The organism is Herbaspirillum sp. Her3, from assembly GCF_057961275.1.
The window spans coordinates 4,640,737-4,664,337 of sequence record NZ_CM176328.1 but is presented as its reverse complement, the minus strand read 5'-3'; the positions used below and the strand labels follow the sequence as shown (position 1 = coordinate 4,664,337).

Annotated in this window: 18 protein-coding genes; 9 read left to right on the top strand and 9 right to left on the bottom strand. The window is 50.3% G+C overall.

The window, feature by feature from the left end; translation table 11 throughout:
- Positions 1 to 35 precede the first annotated feature (35 nt).
- The 3 genes from ACVC5H_RS21285 to ACVC5H_RS21275 form a co-directional block, all read right to left on the bottom strand.
- Entirely contained in the window at positions 36 to 833 is a 798-nt protein-coding gene (locus ACVC5H_RS21285) for a MetQ/NlpA family ABC transporter substrate-binding protein (RefSeq protein ID WP_489619719.1), read from the bottom strand.
- Between the two features lie 64 nt (positions 834 to 897).
- Entirely contained in the window at positions 898 to 1,551 is a 654-nt protein-coding gene (locus ACVC5H_RS21280; protein ID WP_058894348.1) for a methionine ABC transporter permease, read from the bottom strand.
- Positions 1,541 to 2,578, bottom strand: coding sequence for a methionine ABC transporter ATP-binding protein (locus ACVC5H_RS21275; protein ID WP_489619718.1), 1,038 nt, complete (start codon positions 2,576 to 2,578; stop codon positions 1,541 to 1,543). Before ACVC5H_RS21275 ends, ACVC5H_RS21280 begins: the two co-directional genes overlap by 11 nt.
- A 410-nt stretch (positions 2,579 to 2,988) precedes the next feature.
- On the opposite strand from ACVC5H_RS21275, the gene ACVC5H_RS21270 reads away from it, so the two are divergent.
- The 3 genes from ACVC5H_RS21270 (at position 2,989) to ACVC5H_RS21260 (ending at position 4,966) form a co-directional block, all read left to right on the top strand.
- Positions 2,989 to 3,231 carry a type II toxin-antitoxin system Phd/YefM family antitoxin gene (locus ACVC5H_RS21270; protein WP_489619717.1) on the top strand — a complete coding sequence of 81 codons (243 nt, stop codon included), beginning with the start codon at positions 2,989 to 2,991 and terminating at the stop codon, positions 3,229 to 3,231.
- Positions 3,228 to 3,485: a type II toxin-antitoxin system YoeB family toxin gene (locus ACVC5H_RS21265; protein WP_489619716.1), complete on the top strand. Its 258-nt coding sequence runs from the start codon at positions 3,228 to 3,230 to the stop codon at positions 3,483 to 3,485. The genes ACVC5H_RS21270 and ACVC5H_RS21265 overlap by 4 nt, the downstream gene beginning before the upstream one ends.
- A 227-nt stretch (positions 3,486 to 3,712) precedes the next feature.
- Complete coding sequence (locus tag ACVC5H_RS21260) at positions 3,713 to 4,966, top strand: porin (protein ID WP_489619715.1); 1,254 nt, start codon at positions 3,713 to 3,715, stop codon at positions 4,964 to 4,966.
- Between the two features lie 276 nt (positions 4,967 to 5,242).
- Here ACVC5H_RS21260 and groL read toward each other — a convergent pair whose 3' ends face one another.
- Complete coding sequence (groL, locus tag ACVC5H_RS21255; protein WP_017451309.1) at positions 5,243 to 6,892, bottom strand: chaperonin GroEL; 1,650 nt, start codon at positions 6,890 to 6,892, stop codon at positions 5,243 to 5,245.
- 142 nt (positions 6,893 to 7,034) lie between these two features.
- Positions 7,035 to 7,325: a co-chaperone GroES gene (gene groES, locus ACVC5H_RS21250; RefSeq protein WP_008115200.1), complete on the bottom strand. Its 291-nt coding sequence runs from the start codon at positions 7,323 to 7,325 to the stop codon at positions 7,035 to 7,037.
- Between the two features lie 453 nt (positions 7,326 to 7,778).
- Here groES and ACVC5H_RS21245 point away from each other — a divergent pair, with 453 nt between their 5' ends.
- From ACVC5H_RS21245 to ACVC5H_RS21220, 6 genes are all read left to right on the top strand, one after another.
- A complete protein-coding gene (locus tag ACVC5H_RS21245; protein WP_181458997.1) occupies positions 7,779 to 8,132 on the top strand; it encodes a helix-turn-helix domain-containing protein in 354 nt (117 codons plus the stop codon).
- A 236-nt stretch (positions 8,133 to 8,368) separates the two neighbouring features.
- On the top strand, positions 8,369 to 9,175 hold the full coding sequence (locus ACVC5H_RS21240; RefSeq protein ID WP_489619714.1) for a Tn7 transposase TnsA N-terminal domain-containing protein: 807 nt from the start codon (positions 8,369 to 8,371) through the stop codon (positions 9,173 to 9,175).
- 114 nt (positions 9,176 to 9,289) lie between these two features.
- On the top strand, positions 9,290 to 11,260 hold the full coding sequence (locus ACVC5H_RS21235; protein WP_489619713.1) for a Mu transposase C-terminal domain-containing protein: 1,971 nt from the start codon (positions 9,290 to 9,292) through the stop codon (positions 11,258 to 11,260).
- Between the two features lie 40 nt (positions 11,261 to 11,300).
- Positions 11,301 to 12,197, top strand: coding sequence for a TniB family NTP-binding protein (locus tag ACVC5H_RS21230; protein ID WP_489619712.1), 897 nt, complete (start codon positions 11,301 to 11,303; stop codon positions 12,195 to 12,197).
- Entirely contained in the window at positions 12,194 to 13,216 is a 1,023-nt protein-coding gene (locus tag ACVC5H_RS21225) for a TniQ family protein (RefSeq protein ID WP_489619711.1), read from the top strand. Before ACVC5H_RS21230 ends, ACVC5H_RS21225 begins: the two co-directional genes overlap by 4 nt.
- Before the next feature lie 13 nt (positions 13,217 to 13,229).
- Positions 13,230 to 13,688, top strand: a complete 459-nt coding sequence (locus ACVC5H_RS21220) for a hypothetical protein (RefSeq protein WP_489619710.1) — start codon at positions 13,230 to 13,232, stop codon at positions 13,686 to 13,688.
- A gap of 153 nt (positions 13,689 to 13,841) precedes the next feature.
- Here ACVC5H_RS21220 and drt3b read toward each other — a convergent pair whose 3' ends face one another.
- The 4 genes from drt3b to ACVC5H_RS21200 form a co-directional block, all read right to left on the bottom strand.
- Positions 13,842 to 15,845 (bottom strand): antiviral reverse transcriptase Drt3b, encoded by a 2,004-nt coding sequence (gene drt3b, locus ACVC5H_RS21215; RefSeq protein ID WP_489622742.1) that lies wholly within the window; start codon positions 15,843 to 15,845, stop codon positions 13,842 to 13,844.
- A gap of 49 nt (positions 15,846 to 15,894) precedes the next feature.
- Positions 15,895 to 17,241, bottom strand: coding sequence for an antiviral reverse transcriptase Drt3a (drt3a, locus tag ACVC5H_RS21210; protein WP_489619709.1), 1,347 nt, complete (start codon positions 17,239 to 17,241; stop codon positions 15,895 to 15,897).
- Between the two features lie 64 nt (positions 17,242 to 17,305).
- A complete protein-coding gene (locus tag ACVC5H_RS21205) occupies positions 17,306 to 21,160 on the bottom strand; it encodes a PIN domain-containing protein (RefSeq protein ID WP_489619708.1) in 3,855 nt (1,284 codons plus the stop codon).
- 145 nt (positions 21,161 to 21,305) lie between these two features.
- Positions 21,306 to 23,201 carry a hypothetical protein gene (locus tag ACVC5H_RS21200; protein WP_489619707.1) on the bottom strand — a complete coding sequence of 632 codons (1,896 nt, stop codon included), beginning with the start codon at positions 23,199 to 23,201 and terminating at the stop codon, positions 21,306 to 21,308.
- Between the last annotated feature and the right edge of the window lie 400 nt (positions 23,202 to 23,601).

Here is a 23,601-nt window from a genome sequence, read left to right as displayed (position 1 = left end):
GCTGGCCTTTTCGTTGATGCGAGTGAGGCTGCGGATTACCAGGAGGTGATCACGGAACCCTTGTACTTTTCCAGCACGAACTTCTTCACTTCCGGGCTGTGATAAGCCTTGACCAGCTTGGCAACCCAGGGCTTGTCCTTGTCGGCGATGCGCACGGCGATCACGTTGGCGTAGGGACCGGTGGAGGCTTCCACGGCGATGGCATCCTTGGTCGGCGAGAGGCCGGCCGATTCGGCGTAGTTGCCGTTGATGACGGCAGCATCGAAGTCATCCAGCGAACGCGGCAATTGCGCGGCATCCAGTTCGACGATCTTGATCTTCTTGGGATTGTCGACGATATCCAGCGGGGTTGCCTTCAGGCCGGCATCGGCCTTGAGCTTGATCACGCCCTTGGCCTGCAGCACCAGCAGGGCGCGGCCACCGTTGGTCGGATCGTTGGGCACGCCCACGCGAGCACCTTGCTTGAGGTCGTTGAGCGACTTGATCTTCTTGGAGTACACGCCCATCGGGAAGGTGATGGTGCTGCCCACGCTCACGAACTTGTAGCCGCGGTCCTTGATCTGCGCATCCAGGTAGGGCTGGTGCTGGTAGGAGTTGGCGTCCAGGTCACCGGCGGCCAGGGCGGCATTGGGCTGGATGTAGTCGGTGAACTCGATGACCTTCATCTGCACGCCGTCTTTTTCGAGCAGCTTCTTGACCTGTTCCATGATCTCGGCGTGCGGACCGGCGGTCACGCCCATCTTGATCTGGTCTTCGGCCATGGCGGGGGCGGAGATCAGGCCGGCGGCCAGGCCCAGGCCTGCGATGAATTGAATCAGTTGACGACGCTTCATGACTTTCCTTTCAAGCTTTGAGGTGGGCAGCGGATGGCTGCCGTTTTTGTATTGAGTGCAGTGCTCAGCGGTGGCTAAGTTTGCGCACCAGCAGGTCTCCCAGGGATTGCACCAGCTGGACGAACACGATCAGGATCAGCACCACGGCCAGCATCACTTCCGGCAGGAAGCGCTGATAGCCATAACGGATGCCCAGGTCGCCCAGGCCGCCGCCGCCGATGGCGCCGGCCATGGCCGAATAGCCGACCAGGCTGACGAAGGTGATCGTGAGACCGGCGACGATACCAGCAAATGCTTCGGGCACCAAGACCTTGTAAATGATTTGCCAAGTGGTGGCACCCATGGCCTGGGCCGCTTCCACCAGGCCGTGGTCGACTTCGCGCAGGGCGGTCTCGACCAGGCGCGCGATGAAGGGCGCAGCGGCGATCGTCAGCGGCACGATGGCCGCTGCCGTGCCAATGGAGGTGCCGACGAAGAAGCGCGTCATCGGAATCACCGCCACCAGCAGGATGATGAAGGGGGTGGAGCGCACGGCATTGACCAGCAGGCCGGCCACGCGGTTGAACACCACATTGGGCAGCACGCCCTTGGATTCGGTGATGTGCAGGGCGATGCCCAGCGGGATGCCCAGGAGCGATCCGACCACGCCCGAGATCACTACCATCATCAGCGTCTCACCGAAGGAGCTGACGAACAGATCGATCAGTTCAGATGACATGGTTGAGCTCCTCGACGACCACGCCCTGCTCGCGCAGGTATTGCATGGCCTGGTTGATGTTGTCCTGGGTGCCGTTGGCGAGGATTGCCAGCGAACCGAAAGCCTGGCCCTGGATCTCGTCGATCTGGCCGTGCAGGATGTTGAAGTCCAGGTTGAAGCGGCGCACCGCTTCCGACAGGTGCGGCTGGTCCACGTCATTGCCGGTGAAGGCAAAGCGGAACAGGTGGTCGGTGCCCTGGCCGGCATCGGCACGCGCCAGGCGCTCGCGCAGGCGTGCCAGCACGCCCTTGGGCAGCTCGTGGGCGATGACGTCGCCGATCAGGGCGCGGGTGACTTCGTGGCGCGGCTGGCGGAATACCTCCAGCACTTCGCCCTGTTCGATCACCTGGCCGGCTTCCATTACGGCCACGCGGTCGCAGATGTCCTTGATGACTTCCATCTGGTGCGTGATCAGGACGATGGTCAGGCCCAGTTCCTTGTTGATCTTGCGCAGCAGGTCGAGGATGGAGCGGGTGGTTTCGGGGTCCAGCGCCGAGGTGGCTTCGTCCGACAGCAAGACCTTGGGATCGTTGGCCAGTGCCCGGGCGATGCCCACGCGCTGCTTCTGGCCGCCGGAAATCTGCGCCGGATAGCGGTCGCGCAGGGCGGTCAGGCCGACCAGTTCCAGGAGCGGCTCGACCTTGGCGGCGATCTCCGACTTGCTCTTGCCGGCCAGTTCCAGCGGCAGGGCGATGTTGTCGTAGACGCTGCGCGAGGACAGCAGGTTGAAGTGCTGGAAGATCATGCCGATGCTGCGGCGCGCTTCGCGCAGTTGCGAGGCCGACAGCGAGGTCAGGTCCTGGCCATCGAGGACGATGCGGCCGGAAGTCGGACGGTTCAGCAGGTTCAGGGTGCGCACCAGGGTGCTCTTGCCGGCGCCGCTGCGGCCGATGATGCCGAAGATCTCGCCCTTGCGGATCGACAAATCGACATTGCGCACCGCTTCGACATTGCCGAATCGCTGGGTGACAGCTTGTATTTCGATCATGGTGGAAAAGAAGAATGGCAGCCGTCCCCGGGTTCCTGCGCCAGCGCGGCATCATGGGACGCTGCAGGCGGCTCAGGACCTCAGGTCTCCACTGCCATCAATATTTTTATAAGAAGCCGCTATTTTAAGGCTGCAAGGTTATATAGGGAAAATAAATTTTCGCCTATGCATATAACCGCTGCGTCTTAGCATGCGGCGGGAACCCGCATGCAGATTGCCTTTGCGGGGCGATGTGCGGGTGCCGCAAAGCGGTCTTGTCTCGATCTTGAACGAGAAAGTATTCGAATAAGTTTTAGCGTTCACTTCATTTTTGAGTGGAATGCCGCCGCGGACGTTGCCGGGGCTTATCTTGCTGGATTTTTTTGCCCGGCGTGCTGCAGCGCGCCGGGCCGAGCGCCGGAATCCTTCCCATGTATGCCTTTCCCGTCACTGACCTGGCCGTGCGTCTGGACGCGCTGCTGGAGCTGGCCGATATCGATGAAGTCATCCTCACCCGCGAGGGTGCCGACAACCTGGTGCTGGTGCGCGAACCCGTCTGGCGCGGCGTGCAGGAAGCGCTGCACCTGCTGGGCAACGATCTGAACGCCGAGCGCCTGCTGTGCAGCCTGTTGCAACTGCGCGCCGAGCTGCTGCCCGTGAAGAATTCGCCTTGATCCCCCTCTGGATGACCCCGCTGGCCCGCGAAGACCTGGCCTGGTGGCGCCGGCACGACCGGCGCGTCGCGCGCCAATTGCTTCATTTATTGCGCCGTCTGCGTGACGGAGCCTGCATTCCTTCGGCACGCCAGGCGGCCTTGCCCCTGCGTCTGCCGGGTCTGTTCGCCGTGCGCCTGCATGCGGAACACCGGCTGGTCATCGAGCGGGTGGCCGGGCGGGTGGTGATTCATCAGTGCCGCTTTCATTACTGATCGCCAACAAAATTGGTCTACCACTATGTGCGACAATGGTTGCAATAAAACTACAGAAAAGTCTTATAAATAAATGAAATTCAAAGAATGATGCATTTGAAAAAATAAAGTCGGTTTAGATTTGCGCTGACTTCTTGATGTTTCTTCCGGAAGCCTGGGTGGCGGCCTCGCCGTACGGCAGCGCCCGCCCGCCAATCAACAGCAATCAAACCACTACGGAGTACTCTATGAAAAAGACCATCCTGGCCCTGGCCGTGCTGGGTGCCTTCGGCGGCGCAGCGCACGCGCAAAGCGGCAGCGTGACCATCTACGGTGCAGTCGATGCAAGCCTGTCCTATGTCAACAAGATCTCCACCGGCGGCAAGGAGACGGGCAGCCAGATGGCCCTCGATTCCGGCCTGATGAAGGGTTCGCGCCTGGGCATCAAGGGCAGTGAAGATCTGGGCGGCGGTCTGAAGGCCGTGTTCACCATCGAGAACGGTTTCAACGTCGATACCGGCGAAGCCGGCCAGAAGGGCACGCTGTGGGGTCGCCAGGCGACCGTTGGCCTGTCCGGCAACTTCGGTACCATCCTGGCGGGCCGCCAGAAAGACGTGCTGGACGACGTGGGCAGCATCACCTCGCCGGGCGACTTCGGTGGCGTGGTCAGCCGCGTTCACTCGCTGAACCTGGACCGCACCAACGGCGAGCGCGTCAACAACTCCATCCGCTACAACACCCCGAACCTCAACGGCTTCACCGGTAGCGTCATCTATGGTTTCGGCGAGCAAGCGGGCAACACCGGCGCCGGCCAGTCGTTCGGCCTGGGCGGTACCTACGCCAACGGTCCGCTGAACATCGGCTTGGGCTACTTCCAGAGCAAGATGGGGGGTAGCTCCAGTGACGTCAACGGTGCCGCCGCTTGCAATGGCGCAGTGATGGTCAAGGGCAAGGACAAGACCGGCGACAAGGCGGGCGACACTTGCCTGAAGACCTGGACGCTGGCGGCCGCCTACCAGTTCGGCCCGGCTCGGGTCTATGGCTCCTACTCGCGCGTGAAGCTGCCGTTGGCCAAGGTGCCGTCGGAAATCGCCGACAACCCGAAGCACAACTACAGTTTCGCTTCGCTGGCACATCCCAAGGAGCGTGGTGTCACCCCTCACTACAACATGCAAGACAACGGTGACTTCGTCATTGGTGGTTACAACAACGAGTCCAGCAGCACAGTGGACTTCGGCGTGCACTACCAGGTCTCGCCGGCCCTGTCGCTGATCAGCAGCCTGCAGTACACCCGCGCCAAGTTCGCACGCAGCGCCGACGGCCGTCTGCTGCAGGTCAACCTGGGCGCCAAGTACGAGCTGTCCAAGCGCACATCCACCTACGCCGTCGTGCGCAACCTGCGTTCGTCCGACATGTACAGCGTTGGCCTGGGCAAGGATCGCCAGCCTGGCCTGGACCGCAGCCAGACCGGCCTCAACGCCGGCCTGATCCACAGCTTCTAAGATCTGGCACTGCATCCGGGCTCGTGGGAGCCCGATGTTTTGGCCCGCATTCGCAAGGATGCGGGTCTTTTTTATGGCTTCGTCGTACAGCCCTGAGCTGGCTGTGCTGTTTTCTCGGCTTGCCCGGAAAGAGAGGTGGAGCGGTGCTGCCTGCTTGCCATGGTGCGGGGGCGCTGATCCGGTTGCCGCCCAACAAAAAACCCGCATCATCGCTGATGCGGGTTTTTCTCTTGCAGCGCGGGCCATGCGATGCATGGCCCCGGGCCGGAAGGCAAATTACATCATGCCGTCCATGCCGCCCATGCCGCCCATACCACCCATGCCGCCAGGCATGCCGGCCGGCTTGTCTTCTGCCACTTCGGCCACCAGGGCGTCGGTGGTCAGGATCAGGCTGGCCACGGAGGCAGCGTTTTGCAGAGCCGAACGGGTCACCTTGGCCGGATCCAGCACGCCCAGTTCCACCAGGTCACCGTAGGTGCCGTTGGAAGCGTTGTAGCCGAAGTTGCCCGAACCTTCCAGCACCTTGTTGACCACCACCGACGGCTCGTCGCCGGCGTTGAAGACGATCTGGCGCAGCGGTTCTTCGATGGCGCGCAGCACGATCTTGATACCGGCTTCCTGGTCGGCGTTGTCGCCCTTCAGGTCCTTGACGTTGGCGCGAGCGCGCAGCAGGGCCACGCCACCGCCAGGCACGACGCCTTCTTCAACAGCAGCGCGGGTAGCGTGCAGGGCGTCTTCGACGCGGGCCTTCTTTTCCTTCATTTCGACTTCGGTGGCAGCGCCAACCTTGATCAGTGCAACACCGCCAGCCAGCTTGGCCACGCGCTCTTGCAGCTTTTCACGGTCGTAGTCGGAGGTGGCTTCGCCGATCTGGGTGCGGATCATCGCCACGCGCGCTTCGATGCCAGCGGCTTCGCCGTTGCCGTCGATGATGGTGGTGTTTTCCTTGCCGATTTCAACGCGCTTGGCTTGGCCCAGTTCAGCCAGGGTAGCCTTTTCCAGGGTCAGGCCGACTTCTTCGGCGATCACCTGGCCACCGGTCAGGATGGCGATATCTTCCAGCATGGCCTTGCGGCGGTCGCCGAAGCCAGGCGCCTTGACGGCAGCGGTCTTCAGGATGCCACGGATGTTGTTGACCACCAGGGTAGCCAGGGCTTCGCCTTCGACGTCTTCTGCCACGATCAGCAGCGGACGGCCAGCCTTGGCGACTTGTTCCAGCACCGGCAGCAGGTCACGGATGTTGGAGATCTTCTTGTCGAACAGCAGGATGAAGGGATTGTCCAGGGCGACGATCTGCTTCTCTTGATTGTTGATGAAGTACGGCGACAGGTAGCCGCGGTCGAATTGCATACCTTCGACGATATCCAGTTCGTTTTCCAGCGACTTGCCGTCTTCCACGGTGATGACGCCTTCCTTGCCGACCTTTTCCATGGCCTTGGCGATGATGTCGCCGATGTCCGCGTCGGAGTTGGCCGAGATCGAGCCGACTTGAGCGATTTCCTTGGAGGTGGTGGTGGGCTTGGCCAGGTTCTTCACTTCGCCGACGATGGCGGTGACGGCCTTGTCGATACCGCGCTTCAGGTCGGTCGGGTTGAAGCCGGCGGCAACGTACTTGAAGCCTTCGCGCACGATGGCCTGGGCCAGCACGGTAGCGGTGGTGGTACCGTCACCGGCGTTGTCGGAGGTCTTGGAAGCGACTTCCTTGACCAGCTGGGCACCCATGTTTTCCAGCTTGTCCTTCAGTTCGATTTCCTTGGCGACGGAAACGCCGTCCTTGGTCACGGTCGGGGCGCCGAAGCTGCGCTCGAGCACGACGTTGCGGCCCTTGGGACCCAGGGTGACCTTGACTGCGTTGGCCAGGATGTTGACGCCGTTGACGACCTTGGCGCGTGCTTCATCGCCGAAAATAACTTGCTTTGCTGCCATGTTGGATTCTCCAGAAATTCGGTTCAGTTCATGTAGCCGGGCTTGAGCATGAAGCTTCAGGCATACCGGCTGCTGTCTTGCTGCCGCTGGCCTTCAGGTTTTCTCTCTATATATAGAAGGAAAAGGAAGGCCGGATGCCGAATTACTTCTCGACGACGGCGAACAGGTCTTCTTCGCGCATGACCAGCAGTTCCTGGCCATCGATCTTCACGGCCTGGCCGGAGTACTTGCCGAACAGAACGCGGTCGCCGACCTTCACGGCCAGTTGGCGGACCTTGCCATCTTCCAGGATCTTGCCGTTGCCGACGGCCAGGACTTCGCCTTGGTCCGGCTTTTCGGTCGCTGCGTCAGGCAGAACGATACCGGAAGCAGTCTTGGTTTCCTGGTCGAGGCGCTTGACGATAACGCGATCGTGCAAAGGGCGAAGATTCATGAGAACTCCTTAATTTTCAATAAGTTAGCATTGATTGCGGCGAAGCCTGCAACGGTTGTCTTCCAAATGCAGCAAACCTCACCGCAAGAAAAAGGGGATTGCGCCAGGCGGGCTGTTAGCACTCTGCCGTGACGAGTGCTAAGTATAGGGATGGGTTGGGGAATTTTCAAGGCTGCATGGTGGTGGCGTTTGCCATCCTTCTCTGCAAGATTGACGCGATACCCTGCAGCAGCCGGGAACCTGCAGTATTCACGCTCATATCGGCCGCCGGACACTCTCATCCATCGGCGAGTCGGTTGAAATGTAAAAACAAAGTTTTTTTTACATCCGAAATCGCATAAAAATTAGAAAAATCCCTTTATTATCAATTACTTGCGATTTGACTTTTCGATTGACTAGAGCTATCTTCGGCCATCCAATTTTTGGCAACCTTTGAAAATGTCCCCTGGAGCCATGAAGCTTCTTGAACTGCGTAAGCACCTCGGCATGAGTCAAGAGGCGTTTGCGGAGAGCATCGGCGCATCCCCCTCTCAACTGAGTTACATCGAGAGCGGTCAACGCCATGTACCGGATAAAGCCAGTGACATTTTGCGAATATGTGATGGATTGCCACTTTCGCAACATCAATATGCGGCGCTACATGAGGCGCTAACGCTTTCACTTGGGAAATTTCGACTTTCGCCTGGCGCGCCAGAAGAGCAGTTTTTGCTATTGGCTGCATTGCGTGATGCCGTTATGAGGGAGCCCTCACGAGCGAAAGTTTTGCAATGGAGAGAATTGCTGCTAATAACCGCTAAGCAAACGTAAGCAGCATTAACGAAGCCTTAACTAGGAGGATCTAACGAAGACAACAGATTTGAATTTAGCCGCCTGACAGGCAGCAACTAGCTGCCTTCAGGGGATGACGCATACAGATACTACGGTGTAGGAGCCTCAAGTATCCGTCCGCGTCCTCCCCCTGTCAAGTTGCGCCCCCTGTTTTTGAGATGCCTTTCCTGGCAGGGGGACTTGCACCCTAAACATTTTGACGTTTTGGAGGTTACATGGAGCAAATTGGAGCGGGTCGCCGCATCGTAAGAAGAAATCCTCATCGAATTGTGGGCACGATTTCATTTCCTACTCTTGGAAATGCGGATAGGGAATGGGAATCCGTAGTGGAACGGGATGCCTACGCGATCATCGGATATTGCAGCGAGGTCGTTGGTATCAACACACAACCCTTTTCGTTCACATATGAGTCAGGCACAGGGAAAAAGGCAACCTACACCCCAGATGCTCAGATTCTGTTCAAGGAGGGGCGCGAAATACTACTCGAAGTAAAGCCAGCAATCTTCGCCTTGGCGGATGAGGAGTTCGAGCGATTGAGCGCGATAAAGAGGCACTGCAACCTCCATGATGTCGGATTCGATATTCTGACCGACGTCGAAATACAGGCGGACGAAGTTCGTTTGGAAAACATCTTTTTGCTCCGTCGCTTCTTCAGCACGATGAATCTGAGTGAAGCGGCGCACCTAGCTGCAAAAATTTTAGGCGACTACGGCCCCCAGACCGTAGATCAGCTTACTGACATAAGTGACGGAGCCTTATCTGGCCAGACTGTTTTTTCATTGATTGCTGATCGAAAATTATCTATTGACTGGGGCGTTCCGCTCACGCTCAACAGCAAGATCTGGTTCTCTCAGACGAATCCTACGAATCTCTCATATGGCCAACTACGAGCTGAAGCCGAAACAAATCGTTTGGTGGGCGAAAGCGCTCTGGGTTGTGGAAAAGAGATTCAACGAGTCATGGCGCTTGAGAAGGCTAGTCGACGGCCAGTGCTACCTCCTTTCGCATGGGGTATTGGTTGAGCATCTTTTGAATGGAGAGTTAGTTCTCCTCGATATAAAAGATGTTCCATTAGAAGACGCCAGCATCGAGGTGCTGAGGCGTATTACGTCGACGCTAAATTATATGAATTTGAAATGAGCTATTTCTTAGGAAAAGGCTTGCTCATCGAGCGAGAAAAGAAAGTTTACGAATATCTTCATCGATCTGGTCATCGTATCCATTTTAAAGAGATTCAAACTGGCGACATCATCACGATAGAAGAAGATGAATTCCATTTGAAACGGGAGGCTGGTGAAATAGAAATTCTTTGCGCACGAGCATCTGATGCGGAGATAGAGACAAGTGAAAAATCAGTTCATCCCGACGTGTCTGCATTTCCTGAAAAAGTACAAGCCTCCACCTTAAGAGCTTACAGCTACGTCAGAGGAATTCAGCAACGAGGAATTACTCGGGGTGTCCTCCACTTGATCGAAGAGGCTATTACAGAAATTTCTTTGGAGATTAGCGATCTATCGCCGCCCAGCGCGCGAACGGTTTCTTCGTGGGCTGAAAAGTATGAGACTAGTCAAGGAGATCTATTTTCTTTGCTAGACAAGCGAGCGTGCAGGCGTGCGGCTAAAAGAAATAGTGCAGAGAATGAACGCTTAATTCAAGAATCCATAGAAGCTATCTGGATGAATCTCAAGCGTAGAGATATTCGTCATACCTATCAAGCATATCTTGATGCCATAAGAATAGAAAACGACAGACTCGGTAAGATTGGCATCGCTCGGATGGAATGTGTTTCCGAAAGAACCTTCTATCGAAGGGTGGCGGAGGTTCATAAACGGGACGCGGCAATCGCTAGATTTGGGCGGGCTCATGCAAACAATGAGTTCCGAATGATAAAGGGCCATCTTCCTGCAAAGCGACCGCTTGACTATGTTGAAATTGATAGCACAATTCTTGATCTCTATATCGTTGACGATAACTTAAATCTCCCGCTAGGACGGCCTACACTCTACGTGCTGAAGGACCGATATAGCGGGATGGTATTAGGATTCTTCGCCTCGTTCTCAGGATCTTCCGCAGAAGGTGCATTGACAGCTATTGCGAATTCATTCAAGCCGCGTAGCGAGATAAAAAAGCGATTCCCTAGCATTAAAAATGATTGGCCCATCGCTGGTCCCGCAACTGTGTATGTCACCGATAACGGTACAGATTTTCAGTCATTGGCTTTTAGAAGAGGAATTGCTGAGCTAGGAAGTATTCAGTCCCGTTGCGAGGTTCGCACTCCTTGGCATAAACCAAGCGTTGAATCATTTTTCAATGTCTTGAATGGATCCCTCCTTGAAGCAATGCCGGGAAAGACTTTTTCGCATGTGTTGAAACGATTCGGATATGACCCTGTAAGGGATGCAGTGGTCCGATTTTCGGTTTTTGTTGAGCTCCTCTACAAATGGGCTATTGATTACCACAATCAAAGGCCTCATTCGCGAAAGCATCTCTCGCCGAATCAACAATGGATTGAAGCAATGAAGGAACTTCCACTTCCACTTCCTCCTGATCCTCGCTCTATAAATCTAATGATTGGCGAGACGAGAGCAGCTAAGCCCAGTCATGAAGGAATTCGGTGCGAGAACCTGCACTATTCGAGCCCCGAGCTGATTGACCTTTATCACCAGGCTCGGCCGCAAAAGATTGAATTCAAAATCTCGCGTCAGGATCTCGGTCGGATCTACGTGCTGGATCCTCGTCACCGTAGATACATCGAAGTGCAATGTACTCGCATGGATTATGCGCATGGACTGTCTTTAACGCAGCACAAGATGATTTCTAAGTTCAATAGAGAAAAAGGGCGGGCATCGAATTCTACGGAGGAATTAATCGCATCTAAAAAGGAGCTTACAGAAATTCTGATGGAGGACATCGGACGGAGCAAGAGGGCGAACTTAAAAGCCAGTAGATACGTAGGAATTTCAAGTGAGAATGTTTTAGATGGGAGAAATACTTCGATCTCTGTAATTCGAGAAGAGAAGGCCCGAGGAACTGAAGAGCCTGATGTCGATGTGCTCTTCGATGCAATTTCCGCCTATCCAGCCATTTACAAGCAGAGAGGTACCTAATATGTACCAGACGCAATTGCTAGATCCCAGAGAGAACCGTATGTTATTCGACGAGAGCAACAGACGCGACGGCGTAACGAGCATCGAAGAGCGATCGTTAGATCGCGCTGCTTCTGTAGAAGCGATAACAATTCAAACGCCACAACTAGTAAAAGCAGTTGAGTTGATAACGACACTTATTCAAAGATCTGGGGTCCTTTGTGATCCGGGTGGACTCCGTATTATTGGCGCGCCAGGTGCTGGAAAGACACTCATACGCGATCTGATGATTGCAAATTACCCTCCTTCCGTTGGGCCAGATAAGCAGCCAATAGTGCCAATACTGTCCATTGAAATGATGCCCGCTCCTACGGTCTCTCAGATCGCCTTGAGAATGCTTAAAACGCTTGGCGATCAGTTTGAAAATCACAGAAATTCAAACGAAAGAACTGTAATTTTGAAGGAATTTATTCGACGTGCAGGCGTGCTGATTATCTTTATTGATGAGTTTCAGCATACTGTTGAGGGCGGCCGTAACAAGTCCGCCAATACGATTGCAGATTGGCTGAAGAGTCTTTATGACGAGGTGAAAATACCAATTGTTTTCTTTGGAACGCCCATCTCCACGAAGCTGTTTCAAATTAGCGAGCAACTTGCTAGTCGAATTCCCGGCGAGTATGAACTAAGAGCACTGCGGTTCGACGCAGAATTCATTTCGATTCTCGCCTCATTCAACCAGAACATGCCTATTCAGATTCATGCTGAGGACTTTAAAAAGCTCGCCAAGGCCATCTGCAAAAGCACAGTTGGAAGTTTACGGCTGCTGAAAAAGTTATTAAAGGAGGCGGTGATTATTGCTTCCAACCGGGAAGCTACTTCGCTTATTGGCGCGGATTTCAAACTTGCTTATGACCGAATTATTTGCTGTGGTCAAAACCCATTTGAGGAGTTTGTGTGAAAAAGCCAGTAAAACGCCTCCTATTCCCGGTTATGCCAAAAAGGGGAGAATCTCTTGTGGGATTATTGATGCGAGCGGCAGAGAATAATGGTCTCAAAAGCCCGACATCTATTTTAAATGTTCTGAACGGTAAGATCGGACGTCCGCCTCGCGTAGAACATATAGAAGATTTTGCTGAGATGATTGGATGTGATCCAACATTGATTCCTCCATTGTTCGGATTTGTGAATTGGCGCAATGGTGAAAAGCAATGGGATATTGAGGGAAATGTCCTAACCAAGGAATATTTTGTGCGTTCGAGGAGCGTAGCGGTTTGCCCTTGCTGTCTTAGGGAGGATGTTTATTTAAGAGCTTCCTGGGAACTGACGCCTTACGTGACGTGCTCGCGGCATGAATGCTTTCTGATCGACCACTGCGAGTCTTGCTCTCGTCCGCTTAGATGGGACCGCAATCAAATGGCCTTTTGCCCGTGCGGTCATGATCTCAGAACCACTAGTATTCAAAGGGCGTCTAGTGAAGAGATTTTTCTTAGCTGGTTAATTGATTGGAAGCTTGACTATAGCTCTCACATAAACCCGAAAATTCTCAATGTTGTTCATCGAGATGTGCTCAAGTGGCTATCTAAATTGTCCTTGGACGAATTATTTCGCAGTGTATGGTTCTTGGGTCACTGTTTAGCTGATTTTGAAAATACAGGAAAAGGGCATGGGGTAAGAAAAGGGCGACTTGTCGACGCTGCCAATATCGTCCGGCGATGGCGCTGCATGCTCCAGGAGTGGCCGTCGAAATTTGATGAAAAACTCCTCCGAATAAGTGATCGAAAATTTTCTCAGACATCCATGGGAATAATGGAAAAAACTTTCGGTCCTGTGCACACATATGTTGTGGACGAACTCAGAGGAGAAAATCTGGAGTATCTGCATCAAGCTTATAGCCGCTTCGTCATATTCCAATGGGGGAAATATTTGCGGCCACCAAAGTCTATTTTTGACGGTCAGTTGCAGTTAATTTGGGATTAAAGGACGTTAATCTATGCCAATTAAAGTCTTCGTTGATACGGAGTTCACGGACTTCTTTGAGCCGCAGCTTATTAGTATTGGATGCGTGTCGGAGACAGGCGAAACATTTTATGCCGAGGTTCCGTTTGATATTAAAAAGTGCAGTGATTTTGTACGTCAGACGGTTTTGCCTATGCTCGGATATGCATCGAATGCCATTCTTGAGGAAGATGGAGCGGCTTCGCAACTTGCTGAATGGCTTATTGCCTTAAGGCATCACGACGAAAAAATCGACATATGCTACGACTTCCAAACTGATTGGGATTTGTTCTGCAACCTGTTGGGGGAGAAGTTGCCAGAATGGTGCAAAAGTCGATTAATCAATGATCGAATCAACGAGGTGCGGCGTCTCGATTTCTATAAAAGAAGCCGCCTACCGGAGCATCACGCGTTAAATGATGCACGGGCAAATTTCTATGCGTTCGAGGATTAGCTCGTGCGACAGAAATAAAGGGGCTGATTTAGCAGAAAAGGGCGGCCCGCTCCTGCCGCCCGGATCTTCAAATTCTGACTTAAATGCAGAAGATGAAGTGACGCTTGTGTGTGAGCTGCCAACAGCCATTATGGATAAAGCGGGGCGTCACGCTCAGTATACTTCTCTACTTCGCTTCTCGTCCAGCGCCTTGCCAATATCAAAATCGTCTCCCCAAGTTGTGAACCATCTGTTATTCGAAGCCTTGAGCTTGGCCAATCCAGCCGCATCAATTTGGAATATGGCGGCCGCAAGTTGCTGAGTGTGGTCACTCACAAATGGGCAAGAAATTAGATCGAAGAATAGAAGTAGGGATTCTGTATTATGAGGCCAGTGCACCTGAAGATTTTTAAGTTTCTTGAGAGCATGTGCTTCAATAAACTCTCTCAGCTTCAGATAGCGCACCTTCCCTCTCATATATGCGAGAAGAACGGTAATTGAGAAAAAGTTTAAGAAATCTTCTCTTTCATAATTCCCATCCTGGTCAACACAAATAGAAAAGTATTTGACCAATACAGATTCGGGGAGCCAATATTCTTTGCCAATTTGGGATAAAGAAAGAAGAAGATATAGGGTTTCAATCTCCCGATGTTTATCCATTGAGTTTCGATCAATTTGCAAGACGATGTTATCGTGAAACGCTTTAAACAATAAATGCTTTAACTCGTAATTCACTGCTTCTCGGTTCAGGAAAGTGACGGCCGTAGACATCATTCGACATACTCGAATTGTGTGATTGACCTTTGGGCTGGCGGCGTATCCGAAGAACATAAATTCTGTGACAGATAGTAGAGCGCTAATCAATTTCTTTTTATCTTGTGTGGATTTTTCTGTCTCTAGATACGATTTAAGAAGACGTTCTACCTTATTTTCGACAATAGAAAATGTGTAGTTCAATAGGTCGCTATACGTAACATCAGTCTCTTTTAATATCGTCTTATATTGGACGATTAAGCTATTCTTATCGATATGGCAGACTAACTTTTTTTTCTCTGACACCTCAGGTTCTATGGCGATGGATGAGCTTGCCAATGCGCTATTTAGAAGCGAAGAAATCCTTTCCTTTGCGATAGTCACTTCTGTAATAATTGGACGTTCATAGCTTTTCAACTTTGAGCTATTGATGTTGAGTTTCTTTTCCTTTAACGCCCCCTGAAGCACTTCTACGATTATTTCCCGATTCTGTGCCTCGTTATGAAAAATGAAATAGTCGTCAACGTATCTAAAGATTTCGTAATCTACACCGCAGCAGAGGCTGAAGTCTTTTTCAAGCCGCCTTTTTAAAGTGCAATCCACGGATTGCAAGATTATTTCTGCGAAAATTCTAGAAAACTCTGGCCCAATGACGATGCCGTTTGTCTCATTGTAGTTGAGTCGTTGCATCAACTTGTCAAAAATTCCGGCAAAGGTTTGAGTGGATTCAGCCAAATTGAATTTGGTCTGATCTTTTCCCAAAACCGCCCAGGCTATGGAATGTGTGTAAATGCTATCAAAACATTTGCTGACATCCGCACGAAGTAATGTTCGATATTTCTTTTCACAGCGATGATAATCATCCGATTCAAAAAACTTATGGATGTTACTGAATTTCTTGTACACGAAGTATGAACCTAGCTGTTCATACTCGTGATCATCTTGCTCTACTCCTTTTGACACTTCCAGCCGCTGATCATGTAGCTTATCTTTGAAGTAGGCATATCTGGCAACAGATACTGGCCTCCGTATCGAGAAATCACTCTTTGAAGAATAGTATGTAATCAGCGAGCAAAATGTGGCATAAAAAGATGCCACAGAGATTTGGTTTCGAGGATGCACAACGCTAAGTATGCGTCCGTCGAGATTGTGTGCAACGTTAAAATTGAAGGGCGACGTGCTCGCGATATCACGGTCACGATAAGTGACCGACCGAGTATTCTTCAATGAACCCCATTGCCGCAATGGGGCTGTGGTAACCGGAGTTGTTGCGGGAAGGCCAAATAGGAGCTTTATTGTCAGATCAAATCTATCATCGTCGGCGATCCAGGTAATGGTCTTTGCTCGATGATCAAGTTCGATTCTCCTTAAGAAACTATAAAACCCTTTGTTGGAGAAGGTGGGGGGGACTTCAAATGGAAGCATGTCAGTCAAGATTGACCGATGCTTTCTATGTGTCAGCGAAACTCGATGCTTAGCCATGTTCCCATACCTCTACGATATTTTTTAGTTCCTTTGCGCTAAAGTTATGGAATACTCGCTTTTCAAAGCCATCTAGGAATTTGCATTTTTTTAAACGCGATCGAAGTCGAGGACTGCCAACGTGTGAGATGCATTTGACTAGAAATTTATCTAGAAGCGAGAAACTACGAACATGACTTGACAGTGAGTTGCTGTAATAAGAGCCAACGACTGCCGCTGACTTGCTATTTTTCAATCTGGCATTTCCCGTTAAAAATTTTATACGCGAGACGAGATCTCGATGAGCATGACGCGGGCTTGTATGTCGCGTTTTCTCGTAGGCTTCAAAAGCTTTTTGAATTCTTGATTTGTACTTCTTTATTTTTCTTGAGCTTGGTGAGAGCTGAAGTTCATTATTTTTGCGGAAGAATCGGTATCCCAAATATTCAAATTTGACATCCCTGGTCACAGCAAGATCAAAATACACTGTCTTCTGTTGGTTTTGGAGAAGACCATACTGCTCCAAAATTGAAGAGAATTCTTGGTCGAATGTAGATGAGTTAGATTGTGTCGGTGATGGAGAGAGTATTGCGACAATGTCATCCACATAGCGGCAATATAGGACCAAGCCATCTAAACTTCGAACTGACCTGTCGAAGTGACGAAGATAGAGTTCCGCTAAATAAGCACTTATTCCAATTCCTCGTGGGATTCCTTTTTCTGATCCTGCGAGGCGTCCATATATATCGAGAACATTTCTAATATGTCTCTTTGAGGACGAACTTAACAGTTGATCCTCTTCCAGTGTTTGGATTAGAGACTTTCTATCTATATTTTCATAAAAAGATGAGATATCAGTCCTAAGTACTTGATATGGGAAAGTAGAGCTCAAGATGTTTCTTACCTGACAGACTAAATCATGTCGATTGGACTGTTTGACGGCATAGAGATTTTGAAGATTTACCTGAAGCTGCTTCAGAACAAAATATGTCTCTGCCGTGTCTTCTGCGATAAAAATATTCTTCCCCCCCGGGCCAGTCGCCATTCTTAACGAGATCTGAAAACTCTTCGCCCCGACATTTTTACTGACAACCTCTAGTAGCTGATCGAGAAGATCTGATTTGGTCTTCTTGAGAGCATTGATTTGTTCTTTTAGGAGATCTTTTTGTCGATTGAATTCTGACTCGGGAAGTGAATTCTTTCTTGATCTTACGGCACGTAGTTCTTGTACCTTGTCTTTCAAATCGCGAACATTAGGTTCTAAAGTCGGGAAAAATCTAGCTACAAGGTCGTGGCCCCTTCGATTTTCAACATCGTAAATTTTTCGAAAATTCTCTGCGGTAAACAGCTGATCTAACATTGATTTACCCTCCCTGCCAACCAGTTTTCTTATCTGGAAAGTTTGATTATTTGAAGGCTAGCTTCTACTTTTTTAGATCCTCGGCACTTAGGAAATGACCTCTCCACCATTGATTCAATGAGTCTTTCACCGAGGTACACGACTGCGGTGAAAGAAAACCTTCAGCGAAAATGTAAAAGGTGGCAAAAGATCTAATTGTTTCTCGCGTAGCATGTCTGCTAATGGAAGACATAGAGATCGTGATCGACGCGCATATAAGTGACGTTGATGCATTCAAATCGTCAAGCATTTTTGCGTATCTACATACGAACAGTAAGCCGCTACGCACGTCAAGTGATGGAGATTGCAGATAGCGTAGCAAGGTTACTATTTCAGGAGCGGGACCGATGTTCTGGATGTCGGTCAGTGGCAAGAGATCTTCCGGTCTCAATGAAACAAAATCGTAGTTCGCTTTGGCGAGCTGATATAGCACTCTTGATACATCTACATATTCCACGAGCTTCTTCTGGAGACCATATCGGAACAATATAGCTGTCGGAGCTTGCCGAATTCCCACTGATGCTGCGAGCACTTCAATACCCAGATCATCAGCAATCAACGTTCCGTTTTCATTTGCAGAAAGTTGGAATGAGTCCGCAAGATAGGATGGCCATTCTCGCCGCATACGTGAATAATGTTCTTCCGCGATGCCTTCAGTCGGTACAGGTTTTAGTCGAACGTGAGTGTTTATCCACGTAAGAATTTGATCGAACGTTTCCTTCTCTCGCGTAATTTCCTCCGCTGTTATTTCCGTATGCGTGTATTTTCCATTTTCATGAGACGCAGACAACGTAGACCGCGATTTCCCCTCTTTTGAATCGAGCTCATTTCGTTTTTGGCGTATTAAATCTACGGCAGAAATCGACATGAAAAGAGACTTGCTAATGCTGGGTATAAGTTGAAGTATCCCAAAGTAGTGCCAACTGACGACGACAATTGGATCAAGAATCAAACTGAGAGGGGTCTGATCAAGTTGTTCGATCATGCGAGAGACAGTTGCGGTATCCCCCGACATTGCTCGTACGCTGTGCTGGCCACCAGTCAAAGCCATCCACATGTCGATAGGATGGCGATGTATCGCCTGGGCGAGAATGGCAAGCGGGATCGGTGATTTTGAATAGACGGATAGCGCATTAAGCGTGGCGTCTTTACTGTCGTCTAGCATCTTAAAGATGCTAGAAAAGTCATATTCTTCTCCTTCCCCCTTTAGCGAAATATAATAAAGGGAAGGGGCCATGGGAATTTCTTTCCCGTAGCGGCTTTGGATAAGATAGAAGGCGCCTTCAAATATTGGGACGATACGCTCAATTTTGAAGGGTCCGCCAGGAAACGCGCTGATGTCGATTACCGAGCCTAAGGTAGATCCAATTAAGTTTGGTATTTGACTGGATCGAGACGTGTACCATCCATCTGAGACCCTTTCGTCAAAGCGATCATCTACTACAATCCATCGCGATTGATCTGGATGTGATTTCGACGAAATTAAGACGCCGCATTGTTTCGTAACCGAACGCAGTTGTTCGTTGGATTCTTGGGGACGCTTGTTCAGTAAAAAATTTCCTAAAAACCACGCGGCGTTATCCGGGTCGTTTCCCTTTTCTCTAATCCATCGATACGCAATTTCATCTGCTTTTCGATTTTCTGAAAGCCTAGAGGCTTGATGAATATAAAGTTTGATTGCTCCTGCTGGAGACTCAGCATCGAAGCTAATTGCCTCAAATTTCTCTCGGGCATCAGTGTTTTTCCCTTCGTCGAGAAGCAATGCCACTTCCAGAGACTGAAGTCTGAGATTGTTTGGCCGCGTACTTAAAGCAGTTCGAATTGCAGCTAAAGCTGCTGAGTAGTCTCCGCGAGAAAGATGTAAATCTATTCGATAGAAATCAAATCGCGATGAGTAGGGGGCCTGGGGCGAAATGCCTTCTAAGAGTTTAGTGAGTGTTTCGAATCGCTGGAGTCTTAGAAGGCAAAACGCCATTCTTTCTTCCAGAGGACCACCTTGAGGAGAAGTTAGATCTATATTTTTCGATAGCAGAGATAGCGCATCTTCATTGCGTTCAAGTGTAAGTAGTGCATCTACTGCAAACAATAGGTAATTGGGATCCAGGATTTCTTCGTAAAGCTGAATAACCTGCTGTGCGTAGATTTTTGACACATCCGCCATATTCCGATGCGATGCATTTTCAAATACTCTACAAGTGGCGGCCAACTTATTTTGAGATGCGGCGACGAAATCCTTCGTGATCAGGGAGAAGTCTGCAGTCGGTTCCTTTTGCATACGGGCCACAACAAGCATCCAGCCAATGCTGTCGATCATTACGTCATCGATTTCGTGTGATATAGGCCCCGTAGAAATTTTCTCTAGCAGAGTGATGGCCTCTCCAAACCGGCGAAGATGCATTAGGGCGCTGGCCCTCGCCATTTGGAGTTTCGTATCACTGATACTTGCGTGTTCAGTTATATCGAGAGCCTTTTGCTCGTACCCTCCTTCTGCCAAGGCGAGCGCTAAAGAACCAATTTCTTCAACCGTCGTTCCGTAGTTCTTAATAATCTCGGCCGCGACTTCTGCTGCGTCCTTGTAGCGATCAAGCAGTTTGAGCGTAGAGACAAGATTTGTAGCTGTGGAAATCCATACGGCTCTTTCCCGAATGGGGTCGCGTCCAGCGAGAGCTATTTTGTAGAGTTTGGCGGCGGATTCTAAGGCATTCCTATCCTTGCCGTGAATAATCTCCGTGCGGCGTCTCTTGTTGCCACCAATGACACTGTGAAGCTCCAAGTCAGCACGTAAAGACATGAGGTCGGTGTCGTCGCTGTGATCGGATGCCGCTGCATTGGCAATTTCTTGCGCGTGTTTTAAGTCACCGTCATTAATGGCGACTAGTATCCTGACCATTACTACGTCACGCTCAACTTTTAGTCGATTACTTAATAGTCCGTCGATCTCTAAGCGGCGGCCTAGGCGCTGGCCACTAATGAGTGCGGCAGTTGCAGAAAGAACAGACGGTGGCTGAGTAGTTAAACCCTGTAGGGCCAGATCCAATGCCTTTTGATTTTCTTCTATGCAGATAAAGTACTGTGCACGTCTAGCCTTGCTTCCGTCTTCGGATGGATCGACATCGGCAGCTTTTTTCCAATATTCGGCTGCACCATCAAAGTCTGCTGCACGAGCAGCGAGGACTGCAGCCGTACCATACGTTCGTGCCAATTCAGAATCAGAAAGTGCATCTTTTCTTTTTAGAATTAGTTCGATCATGGAGCCAGCTCCCGCCATATCACCTGTTTTGACGCAGTCTCGCACGTCATCGAGCATGGCGGAATAGAGCTGGCTCGCAGTGGCAGCGATTACCGGGGAGCTTTGAGCGTTAGTACTGGATACCACCTCTGGTCGCGAGACCGAGCTTTCGGGGGACCAGGTTGGTGGTGATAAAGAATTTCCAGTGGTTTTTCCATATAGGCGAGCAAACAGACCGTAGCGGCGAACTTCCTCTTCAAAATCTCGCCACATAAAGTAGCTGAAATCAATGCCATGCGATCTGCAGGCTAACTTTTGAGCATCTAAAGCATCGATAGTTTTGGTGTCGCTAGATGCCGATGTATAGAGGAGAAATTTACCAATAGGTGGGTCAATTGCTCGCGAGGCTTCAATATCGCTCGCGATCTGAGCTATGTCTAATTTTCCTCCTTGCGCTACAAACTTGCATTGGACGCCAAGACGAACATCACCGTCGAACGTAGAAAAATCAATTCCGTGTTGTTTTTGCCCGCGTCTACCATAAGCGTTTGGTGTGTGTCCAAATTTGGCAAAAAGGACATGTGATACCCAACTTTCCCAAACAGCTTCATTTGCAGGAAGAGGAACGGCTTGTCCATCTGCATTGCTCATAGTTGTATTCGTCGAATGGAGTGTGCGCTAATATTAATGCCTAATGGACAATTAAGTGCAACTCGATAAAATTGCATAGCAGTATTTTTTGAGCTGTTCATTTTCCACGCTGTTTTCAGAAACCTCGCATGAAATTTCAGATTCTTCAGTCAAAATTCCACCGTAAGTGGCGCTCTACTAATTGTTGAATATCAAAATGCTTCATCAATGGAATTAGTGCGGAATATATTTCCTCAGTTTCTGTTTTGCAGAGCCATGAAGCATCGTCATCTAGTCCCTCCAGTAGAGCGCTTAGCAGATTGCGAACTATATGTGCAGACGGAATGGCGGGCCCATCTTTTATATAGCGCTCCAGAGCATCGATAAGTTCTACACGAGAATTGAAACGATCATCAAGTATTAGCTTGGACGCAATATACGATAAGTAGCCACGGTTCCCCTTTATTACCAATATCAGAGCACGATATAGTTTTCGCGTTTCGTCAGAAGTAATATAAAAACGAGGGGACGAATCCATCATGCTAGATTGCAGAGTCTCAGTTGTAGAGACTAGTCCAATCGATCTGTAGCGCTCGCCTTCCAGTAACGGATATTGGCGGCGCTCCCAAACTCGGACGTGATGGGTCTTCCAAATTTCAAGAAGGGACTTCCGAGAGGGTTTTCGCTGCCACGGTTTGTATGAACGAATTTCCTTATTGATCAGCCAATCCCCGACCGCAGGCAGTAGTTTCTGGCATAGCCAATGAAACGTTTGGGTACAGGACATCCAGCGCCGAGGGTCTATCTCAAAACTCTCGAAAGAATCTGGTGGGGTCCAGGTTAAAACCACGTCAGAATTGTTCGAATCTCTTGATTCGTTGTGGGCATGAATGAATGCGTGGTATCCAGGTTCGAAGTCTGCGTGCTGCTTGTTGGTGAAAACCTTTAAGTAGAGACGATTGAAATCGAAAATATGCCACTCAGTATCTCCGGCACCTGCCTCATGCGCATTTGCAAATTCTAGAATATTTCGCCAAAGGCGCGAAGGTATAGAGCAGAGAACCACCGCTGTATCACTACTCCGGTGTATGACAGGGAATCCCTCTGCTTCCCATCGTCTTTCTAAGCGCCGTAGGGCATCTATATATATTGGAGTAAGTTGGTCCAATGCTTTGCACATCGCATCGACGCCATCGGGGGAAATTTGCAACCTGGCACTATTGATATCAATGGTGACTTCGGAGTTCGGTTTATTCGATACGGGGCCGATGATAAATGGTCGATATGAGTGATCAGCAGGTGCCTGAGGGTGAGATAGAAGATTTTTTAGAAGCCATTCCTGTGATAACGCTATAACCAAGCCGGAAGTGTTCTGCTTCTTGATTACAATCGCTGCAGAACCAGACGAGGATCGTTTCCTTGGTAATAGAGCGGTAATTTGAATCCAGTGTCCATTAAATGACCAATGTGTTTCGTCGCCGTCAACGCGTTCTAGTTGAATATCCTGACTGTCATCACCGGTTCCTTGAGCCACAAATTCTCGCGCTAATTTCCGAACAGAAGGGCGGTCATCTACTAGAGCTTTTTGCAGCTGATCCATAAAATTCACTCGCCGCATCCACTCGTTGCAATAGAGGCTCACCGTGGCATGCGGGAAGAACCTGACAAGAATATCTGGATGGAGACGAATACGTTCTGTTAGATGTAAGCCTGTCCAAAGGTCGCTGCCGATACCAAGAGCCTTGAGTTTTTGTTGTGTTGCACGCCATTCGCCTGCTAGCTTGCCGATTTCAGGCTGAGCAATAATTAGCACGAAGTGGCAGCCAGGTTCGGCCCAAGATTGAGATAGGAATCTATCTACGCTATCTCTTAGTGAGTGAGCGTCATATTCCTGCCAACATTTGCACTCGAACACATGGAGTTCATTCTTGTCGTGCGAGGTCGCAAATAAATCGATTCCCCCTTGGCTTCTGCCTTTACCGCCTATCAGTTGACAACCCTTTATTTCGTAATCTCTCTGCACTACCCACCAACAGAATTGCTCAAATTGCTTCCAGTTCATATCTCTGAATGGCAATGGGTGAATTCCTAGTGGAGGGGCCCCCCAGACGGGTTCAACTTCTACAGAATGATCTAGATGTGGAGGAAAGTCTTGTGGGAGAGATTGCATAAAGGAGGGCTGTTGTTGTGTGCAAATTGAAGGCAATCAATCTGTGTTTTTGTACAGTACCTCCAATATATTGCGTCCTTGCAAGTGAATCAAGACTATCGGCCAGCTCTCGTGATCCCCTGCAAGGAATAGTGTCAAAAAACAGTGGAAATGAAAAATTGAGTGGCAATTTCTCAGGGAAGAATATGGCGGTGAAATGAAAAAGCTCTTTGAAATCAAGAAAGAGGAATGAAGCATTCGATGGCAAACGCCAGGTGGCTTGGTGTCGGAATTCGTTTAAGTCTGAACTCTA

Bases quoted from the DNA above. Each gene is read 5' to 3' on its own strand.
- ACVC5H_RS21285 (WP_489619719.1), bottom strand. From the start codon at position 833: ATGAAGCGTCGTCAACTGATTCAATTCATCGCAGGCCTGGGCCTGGCC.
- ACVC5H_RS21280 (WP_058894348.1), bottom strand. From the start codon at position 1,551: ATGTCATCTGAACTGATCGATCTGTTCGTCAGCTCCTTCGGTGAGACG.
- ACVC5H_RS21275 (WP_489619718.1), bottom strand. From the start codon at position 2,578: ATGATCGAAATACAAGCTGTCACCCAGCGATTCGGCAATGTCGAAGCG.
- ACVC5H_RS21270 (WP_489619717.1), top strand. From the start codon at position 2,989: ATGTATGCCTTTCCCGTCACTGACCTGGCCGTGCGTCTGGACGCGCTG.
- ACVC5H_RS21260 (WP_489619715.1), top strand. From the start codon at position 3,713: ATGAAAAAGACCATCCTGGCCCTGGCCGTGCTGGGTGCCTTCGGCGGC.
- groL (WP_017451309.1), bottom strand. From the start codon at position 6,892: ATGGCAGCAAAGCAAGTTATTTTCGGCGATGAAGCACGCGCCAAGGTC.
- groES (WP_008115200.1), bottom strand. From the start codon at position 7,325: ATGAATCTTCGCCCTTTGCACGATCGCGTTATCGTCAAGCGCCTCGAC.
- ACVC5H_RS21245 (WP_181458997.1), top strand. From the start codon at position 7,779: ATGAAGCTTCTTGAACTGCGTAAGCACCTCGGCATGAGTCAAGAGGCG.
- ACVC5H_RS21240 (WP_489619714.1), top strand. From the start codon at position 8,369: ATGGAGCAAATTGGAGCGGGTCGCCGCATCGTAAGAAGAAATCCTCAT.
- ACVC5H_RS21235 (WP_489619713.1), top strand. From the start codon at position 9,290: ATGAGCTATTTCTTAGGAAAAGGCTTGCTCATCGAGCGAGAAAAGAAA.
- ACVC5H_RS21230 (WP_489619712.1), top strand. From the start codon at position 11,301: ATGTTATTCGACGAGAGCAACAGACGCGACGGCGTAACGAGCATCGAA.
- ACVC5H_RS21220 (WP_489619710.1), top strand. From the start codon at position 13,230: ATGCCAATTAAAGTCTTCGTTGATACGGAGTTCACGGACTTCTTTGAG.
- drt3b (WP_489622742.1), bottom strand. From the start codon at position 15,845: ATGCTTCCATTTGAAGTCCCCCCCACCTTCTCCAACAAAGGGTTTTAT.
- drt3a (WP_489619709.1), bottom strand. From the start codon at position 17,241: ATGTTAGATCAGCTGTTTACCGCAGAGAATTTTCGAAAAATTTACGAT.
- ACVC5H_RS21205 (WP_489619708.1), bottom strand. From the start codon at position 21,160: ATGAGCAATGCAGATGGACAAGCCGTTCCTCTTCCTGCAAATGAAGCT.
- ACVC5H_RS21200 (WP_489619707.1), bottom strand. From the start codon at position 23,201: ATGAACTGGAAGCAATTTGAGCAATTCTGTTGGTGGGTAGTGCAGAGA.